This is a genomic window from Streptococcus sp. 477 (assembly GCF_013277295.1).
GTDB lineage: Bacteria > Bacillota > Bacilli > Lactobacillales > Streptococcaceae > Streptococcus > Streptococcus pseudopneumoniae.
In genome coordinates this window covers 26,901-34,254 of the sequence record NZ_VMMQ01000008.1, presented here as the reverse complement: position 1 = coordinate 34,254, position 7,354 = coordinate 26,901, and the positions used below count along the sequence as shown (strand labels likewise).

6 protein-coding genes and 2 pseudogenes are annotated in these 7,354 nt (G+C 39.4%); 7 read left to right on the top strand and 1 reads right to left on the bottom strand.

Annotated elements, in window-relative coordinates; translation table 11 throughout:
• Positions 1 to 368: pseudogene (locus tag HT691_RS01465) on the top strand (IS630 family transposase); the annotation flags it as partial.
• 4 nt (positions 369 to 372) lie between these two features.
• A pseudogene (locus HT691_RS01460) lies at positions 373 to 558 on the top strand (transposase); the annotation flags it as partial.
• On the opposite strand, the gene HT691_RS11200 reads toward HT691_RS01460, so the two are convergent.
• Positions 542 to 724, bottom strand: coding sequence for a hypothetical protein (locus HT691_RS11200; protein ID WP_078800210.1), 183 nt, complete (start codon positions 722 to 724; stop codon positions 542 to 544). The pseudogene HT691_RS01460 and the gene HT691_RS11200 overlap by 17 nt on opposite strands.
• 129 nt (positions 725 to 853) lie before the next feature.
• Here HT691_RS11200 and HT691_RS01455 point away from each other — a divergent pair, with 129 nt between their 5' ends.
• The 5 genes from HT691_RS01455 to HT691_RS01435 all read left to right on the top strand — a co-directional run bounded on the left by HT691_RS01455 (position 854) and on the right by HT691_RS01435 (position 7,335).
• Positions 854 to 2,833 carry a peptide ABC transporter substrate-binding protein gene (locus HT691_RS01455; protein ID WP_023933091.1) on the top strand — a complete coding sequence of 660 codons (1,980 nt, stop codon included), beginning with the start codon at positions 854 to 856 and terminating at the stop codon, positions 2,831 to 2,833.
• 66 nt (positions 2,834 to 2,899) lie between these two features.
• Positions 2,900 to 4,396 carry an ABC transporter permease gene (locus tag HT691_RS01450; RefSeq protein WP_023933093.1) on the top strand — a complete coding sequence of 499 codons (1,497 nt, stop codon included), beginning with the start codon at positions 2,900 to 2,902 and terminating at the stop codon, positions 4,394 to 4,396.
• Positions 4,396 to 5,322: an oligopeptide ABC transporter permease OppC gene (gene oppC, locus HT691_RS01445; RefSeq protein ID WP_000103690.1), complete on the top strand. Its 927-nt coding sequence runs from the start codon at positions 4,396 to 4,398 to the stop codon at positions 5,320 to 5,322. Before HT691_RS01450 ends, oppC begins: the two co-directional genes overlap by 1 nt.
• Before the next feature lie 8 nt (positions 5,323 to 5,330).
• Complete coding sequence (locus tag HT691_RS01440) at positions 5,331 to 6,398, top strand: ABC transporter ATP-binding protein (RefSeq protein ID WP_023933096.1); 1,068 nt, start codon at positions 5,331 to 5,333, stop codon at positions 6,396 to 6,398.
• A gap of 10 nt (positions 6,399 to 6,408) precedes the next feature.
• Positions 6,409 to 7,335 carry an ATP-binding cassette domain-containing protein gene (locus HT691_RS01435; protein ID WP_001291299.1) on the top strand — a complete coding sequence of 309 codons (927 nt, stop codon included), beginning with the start codon at positions 6,409 to 6,411 and terminating at the stop codon, positions 7,333 to 7,335.
• Positions 7,336 to 7,354 lie beyond the last annotated feature (19 nt).

Below are 7,354 nucleotides of genomic sequence, written 5' to 3'. Positions count from 1 at the left end.
TTAGCGGACGTCGTTTTGAGCGAACTTCAATTGTTGCAGGACAAGTAGACGGAGAGTTTATAGCTCCCATGATTTACAAGAACAGCAGGACAAGCGATTTCTTTGTGGAGTGGTTCAAAACGCAACTCCTGCCTGCTTTGAAGACACCTCATGTTATTATCATGGACAATGCTAGTTTTGATCCCAAGAACATTTTGGATGAACTCTGCATCCAAGATAAACACTTTTTCTTACCTCTACCGCCATATTCACCGGATTTGAATCCTATTGAGCAAGCTTGGGCTATCTTGAAAAAGAAAGTAACAGATTTATTAAGGGAAGTCCCAACTATTTTTGAATGTTTGGAACGCTTTTTAAAAACTAAATGACTATAAAAAGAAATGCCACGCTATGAAGGCTCAAGCGATTGTCACAAGTCAAGGGAGAATTGTTTCTTTGGATATCGCTGTGAACTATTGTCATGATATGAAGTTGTTCAAAACGAGTCGCAGAAATATCGGACAAGCTGGTAAAATCTTGGCTGACAATGGTTATCAAGGACTCATGAAGCTATATCCTCTTTTGCAGGAAGTCTAATATTGTTATAATTTAATTTGAATTCCAAAATCACATTGTTCCGTCCGTATTTTATTTTACTGTATGTCTTCCTAAGCTCCAAAGTTTCTGCGTCAAATTTCCTATTTTCACTGTAGTCTTTGACACTTCGAACGACAATTTGAATCATATATTCAAAAAAAAAAATGAAAAATTTGTGCCAACAAGCCTAAATATTCTGAAAATTTGTTTGATTTTTAATGGATAATATGATATAATGGTTGTCAATCTATAATTCACATAAACAGAGGAGTAGAAAATGAAAAAAAGTCGTGTATTTGCTACAGCAGGTCTTGTTTTATTAGCAGCAGGTGTACTTGCAGCATGCAGTTCTTCAAAATCATCTGATTCATCAGCCCCTAAAGCTTATGGCTATATTTATACAGCAGACCCAGAAACCTTGGACTACCTGATTTCAAGTAAAAATAGTACAAAAGTAGTGACTTCAAATGGGATTGATGGTTTATTCACTAACGATAATTACGGGAATCTTGCTCCTGCAGTTGCAGAGGATTGGGAAGTCTCTAAGGATGGTTTGACCTATACTTATAAGATTCGTAAAGGGGTTAAATGGTTTACCTCTGATGGAGAAGAATATGCAGAGGTGACGGCTAAAGATTTCGTGAACGGTTTAAAACACGCAGCAGATAAAAAATCAGAAGCTATGTATTTAGCTGAAAATTCGGTTAAAGGCTTAGCAGATTATCTATCAGGAACTTCAACAGATTTTTCAACAGTTGGTGTCAAGGCGGTTGATGATTATACGTTACAATACACTTTGAACCAGCCTGAACCGTTCTGGAACTCTAAGTTGACTTATTCTATTTTCTGGCCTCTGAATGAAGAATTCGAAACATCAAAAGGAAGCGATTTTGCTAAACCAACAGATCCGACATCCTTGCTTTATAATGGTCCATTCTTGTTGAAAGGGTTGACTGCAAAATCTTCTGTAGAGTTTGTAAAAAATGAGCAATATTGGGACAAAGAAAACGTCCACCTAGATACTATAAATCTGGCTTACTATGATGGCTCAGATCAGGAGTCGCTAGAGCGTAACTTCACTAGTGGAGCTTATAGTTTTGCCCGTCTTTACCCTACCAGCTCCAACTATTCTAAGGTTGCAGAAAAATACAAGGACAATATCTATTACACACAACCAGACTCTGGGATTGCTGGTATAGGTGTGAATATTGATCGCCAAAGTTACAACTATACTTCTAAAACTACCGATTCAGAGAAAGCCTCTACTAAGAAGGCATTGCTTAACAAAGATTTCCGTCAAGCCTTGAATTTTGCTTTTGATCGCTCAGCTTACTCTGCTCAAATCAATGGTAAAGATGGAGCAGCTTTAGCAGTTCGTAATCTATTTGTAAAACCAGACTTTGTTTCAGTTGGTGAGAAGACCTTTGGTGATTTAGTCGCTGCTCAACTTCCTGCCTATGGAGATGAGTGGAAAGGTGTGAATTTAGCTGATGGGCAGGATGGTTTATTCAATGCTGACAAGGCCAAGGCAGAGTTTGCGAAAGCTAAGAAAACTTTAGAAGCAGACGGCGTTCAGTTCCCTATTCATTTGGATGTTCCAGTAGACCAAGCAGCAAAAGGCTACATATCCCGTATTCAGTCCTTTAAACAATCTGTAGAAACAGTTCTTGGTGCTGAAAATGTCGTGGTTGATATTCAACAAATGACAAGAGATGAATTTCTTAATATCACTTACTATGCTGCTAATGCGTCAGCTGAGGATTGGGATGTATCGGGAGGAGTTTCATGGGGGCCAGACTATCAAGACCCATCTACTTACCTGGATATTTTAAAAACAACTAGCAGTGAAACTACAAAAACATATTTAGGATTTGATAATCCAAATAGCCCTTCAGTAGTTCAAGTTGGTTTGAAAGAATACGATAAATTAGTTGATGAAGCTGCCAAAGAGACAAGCGACTTGAATGTCCGTTATGAAAAATATGCAGCGGCTCAAGCATGGTTGACAGATAGTTCACTCTTTATTCCTGCTATGGCTTCTGCTGGTGCAGCACCGGTGCTTTCACGAGTTGTTCCATTTACTGGAGCTTCTGCGCAAACAGGCTCTAAGGGGTCAGATGTTTACTTCAAATATTTGAAATTACAAGATAAAGCGGTGACTAAGAAAGAGTATGAAAAAGCTCGTGAAAAATGGTTGAAAGAAAAAGCTGAATCAAATGAGAAAGCTCAAAAAGAATTGGCAAGTCATGTGAAGTAAATAATTTCTAATAGAACTTTCTCTCCATGAGGAGAAGGTTCTTTTGGGATTTTTAAAGGAAATAATATGAAAAAATATATTTTTATGCGTGTTTTGCGGTCATTGGTTTCGATTTTCTTAGTGACGACTTTGACCTACACGATTATCTATACCTTGGTTCCTCGAAAATTGATTTTCAAGCAGGACCCTAACTATAATAAAATTGCGACAACGGCTGATAAACGTGATAACTATGAAAATACTGTGTTTGAGCGTATGGGCTACATTGAGTATTACGATACTAAAGAGTTGCAAGAAAAGGCAAGTAGCATGGATTCTTCTGTAACAGTAGAAGCAAATGCGACCAATAAAGCTATTTATGAAAAGTACATCAATCAATTAGGTCATGGTTGGACTTTGGGAGAATTTACTGAAAGTGGTCAATTCTATGCTAGTCGTGAAATCCCCATTTTTGAACGTGTTTTTCACTTCTATGCTAACTTGATTGACATTGACCATACAAATAAAATCCAAGACCCTGAAAATCCAGACTTGAAACGTTACCTTCGTTTCGAAAATGATCCAGCTATCGGATGGTCATTGGTCGGTTCAGGAACTAAACATAAATATCTCTTGTACTTTAACAGTCAGTTCCCATTTGTTCATCAAAACTTTGCGAACTTGAATTTAGGTGACTCTTATCCAACCTATGCTAATACACCAGTTCTTCAGGTTATTACTCAAGGTCAAGGACAAACCAAAACTGCCCAAGTTCAGTTCCCAACAGGTAAGAAAACGTCTTCTGTAAATATTTACTCAAGAACCTACAAGTCACCTAGTCAGGCTGACTCTCGTGAAGTAGCTAGCTATGGGAAAGATGATCCTTATACAGCGACTGAAAGTAATTACCAATATCCATCTATGATTGTCAGCTCTGCTATTACTGGTTTGATTGGTTTGGTGATTTCTTATGCGATTGCAGTGCCACTTGGTTCAGCCATGGCTCGTTTCAAGAACACTTGGATTGATAGCTTCTCAACAGGGGCTTTGACCTTCTTGCTTGCTCTTCCAACCATTGCCTTGGTTTACATCGTTCGATTGATTGGATCATCTATTGGTCTTCCAGATTCGTTCCCTATCTTGGGAGCTGGAGATTGGCGTTCTTACGTTTTACCAGCAGTCATCCTTGGTTTGTTGGGTGCTCCTGGTACAGCTATTTGGATTCGTCGTTACATGATTGACTTGCAATCTCAAGACTTTGTTCGTTTCGCTCGTGCAAAAGGTTTGTCTGAAAAAGAAATTTCAAACAAACACATCTTTAAAAATGCCATGGTTCCGCTGGTTTCAGGAATTCCTGGTGCCATTATTGGGGTTATCGGTGGTGCAACCCTTACTGAAACAGTCTTCGCCTTCCCAGGTATGGGTAAAATGTTGATTGACTCTGTAAAAGCATCTAATAACTCTATGGTCGTTGGTCTTGTCTTCATCTTTACATGTATTTCTATCTTCTCACGTCTTTTGGGAGATATTTGGATGACTATTATTGACCCACGTATTAAATTGACTGAGAAAGGAGGCAAATAATGTCTACAATCGATAAAGAAAAATTTCAGTTTATAAAACGTGACGATTTTGCCTCTGAAACTATTGATGCGCCAGCATATTCTTACTGGAAATCAGTGTTTAGACAATTTATGAAGAAAAAATCAACTGTAGTCATGTTGGGAATCTTGGTAGCCATCATTTTGATGAGTTTCATCTACCCAATGTTTTCTAAGTTTGATTTCAATGATGTCAGCAAGGTAAACGACTTTAGTGCTCGTTATATCAAGCCAAATGCTGAGCATTGGTTCGGTACAGACAGTAACGGTAAATCACTCTTTGACGGTGTCTGGTTTGGAGCTCGTAACTCTATCCTCATTTCTGTGATTGCGACAGTGATTAACTTGGTTATCGGTGTTTTTGTCGGTGGTATTTGGGGAATTTCAAAATCAGTTGACCGTGTCATGATGGAAGTTTATAACGTCATCTCAAACATCCCATCTCTTTTGATTGTCATTGTCTTGACTTACTCAATCGGAGCTGGATTCTGGAATCTGATTTTTGCTATGAGTGTGACGACATGGATTGGGATTGCCTTCATGATCCGTGTGCAAATCTTGCGTTACCGTGATTTGGAATACAACTTGGCGTCACGTACTTTGGGAACACCAACCTTGAAGATTGTTGCCAAAAACATCATGCCACAATTGGTATCTGTTATTGTGACAACCATGACTCAAATGCTTCCAAGCTTTATCTCATACGAAGCCTTCTTGTCTTTCTTCGGTCTAGGATTACCGATTACCGTGCCAAGTTTGGGTCGTTTGATTTCGGATTATTCACAAAACGTAACAACCAATGCTTACTTGTTCTGGATTCCATTGACAACTCTTGTCTTGGTATCCTTGTCCCTTTTCGTAGTTGGTCAAAACTTAGCGGATGCTAGTGATCCACGTACACATAGATAGGAGTAGAAATGACAAAAGAAAAAAATGTAATTTTGACTGCTCGCGATATTGTCGTGGAATTTGACGTTCGTGACAAAGTATTGACAGCCATTCGCGGCGTTTCCCTTGAACTAGTTGAAGGAGAAGTATTAGCCTTGGTAGGTGAGTCAGGATCAGGTAAATCTGTTTTGACAAAGACCTTCACAGGTATGCTCGAAGAAAATGGTCGCATTGCCCAAGGTAGTATTGACTACCGTGGTCAGGATTTGACAGCTTTATCTTCTCACAAGGATTGGGAACAAATTCGTGGTGCTAAGATTGCGACTATCTTCCAGGATCCAATGACTAGTTTGGACCCCATTAAAACAATTGGTAGCCAGATTACAGAAGTTATTGTAAAACACCAAGGAAAAACAGCCAAGGAAGCAAAAGAATTGGCCATTGACTACATGAATAAGGTTGGCATTCCAGACGCAGATAGACGTTTTAATGAATACCCATTCCAATATTCTGGAGGAATGCGTCAACGTATCGTTATTGCGATTGCCCTTGCCTGCCGACCTGATGTCTTGATCTGTGATGAGCCAACAACTGCCTTGGATGTAACCATTCAAGCTCAGATTATTGATTTGCTAAAATCTTTACAAAACGAGTATCATTTCACAACAATCTTTATCACTCACGACCTTGGTGTGGTAGCAAGTATTGCGGATAAGGTAGCGGTTATGTATGCAGGAGAAATCGTTGAGTATGGAACTGTTGAGGAAGTCTTCTATGACGCTTGCCATCCATATACATGGAGTCTCTTGTCTAGCTTGCCTCAGCTTGCTGATGATAAAGGGGATCTTTACTCAATCCCAGGAACACCTCCGTCACTTTATACTGACTTGAAAGGGGATGCCTTTGCCTTGCGTTCTGACTATGCAATGCAGATTGACTTCGAACAAAAAGCTCCTCAATTCTCAGTATCAGAGACACATTGGGCTAAAACTTGGCTTCTTCATGAGGATGCTCCAAAAGTAGAAAAACCAGCTGTGATTGCAAATCTCCATGATAAGATCCGTGAAAAAATGGGATTTGCCCATCTGGCTGACTAGGAGGAAGGAAATGTCTGAAAAATTAGTAGAAATTAAAGATTTAGAAATTTCCTTCGGTGAAGGAAGTAAGAAGTTTGTCGCGGTTAAAAATGCTAACTTCTTTATCAACAAGGGAGAAACGTTCTCGCTTGTTGGTGAGTCAGGTAGTGGGAAAACAACTATTGGTCGTGCTATCATCGGTCTCAATGATACAAGTAATGGAGATATCATTTTTGAGGGTCAAAAGATTAATGGTAAGAAATCGCGTGAACAAGCTGCGGAATTGATTCGTCGTATCCAGATGATTTTCCAAGACCCTGCGGCAAGTTTGAATGAACGTGCGACTGTTGATTATATTATTTCTGAAGGTCTTTACAATCACCATTTGTTTAAGGATGAAGCAGAGCGTGAAGAGAAAGTTCAAAATATTATCCGTGAAGTGGGTCTGCTTGCTGAGCATTTGACTCGTTACCCTCATGAGTTTTCAGGTGGTCAACGTCAACGTATCGGTATTGCCCGTGCCTTGGTCATGCAACCAGACTTTGTTATTGCGGATGAACCAATTTCAGCCTTGGACGTTTCTGTGCGTGCCCAAGTCTTGAACTTGCTCAAAAAATTCCAAAAAGAACTTGGCTTGACCTATCTCTTTATCGCCCATGACTTGTCGGTTGTTCGTTTTATTTCAGATCGTATCGCAGTTATTTACAAGGGTGTTATTGTAGAGGTTGCAGAGACAGAAGAATTGTTTAACAATCCAATTCACCCATATACTCAAGCCTTGCTTTCAGCGGTACCAATTCCAGACCCAATCTTGGAACGTAAGAAGGTCTTGAAGGTTTACGACCCAAGTCAACACGACTATGAGACTGATAAACCATCCATGGTTGAAATCCGTCCAGGTCACTATATTTGGGCGAACCAAGCCGAATTGGCACGTTATCAAAAAGGACTAAACTAGTAATGGTTTTATAATTTCC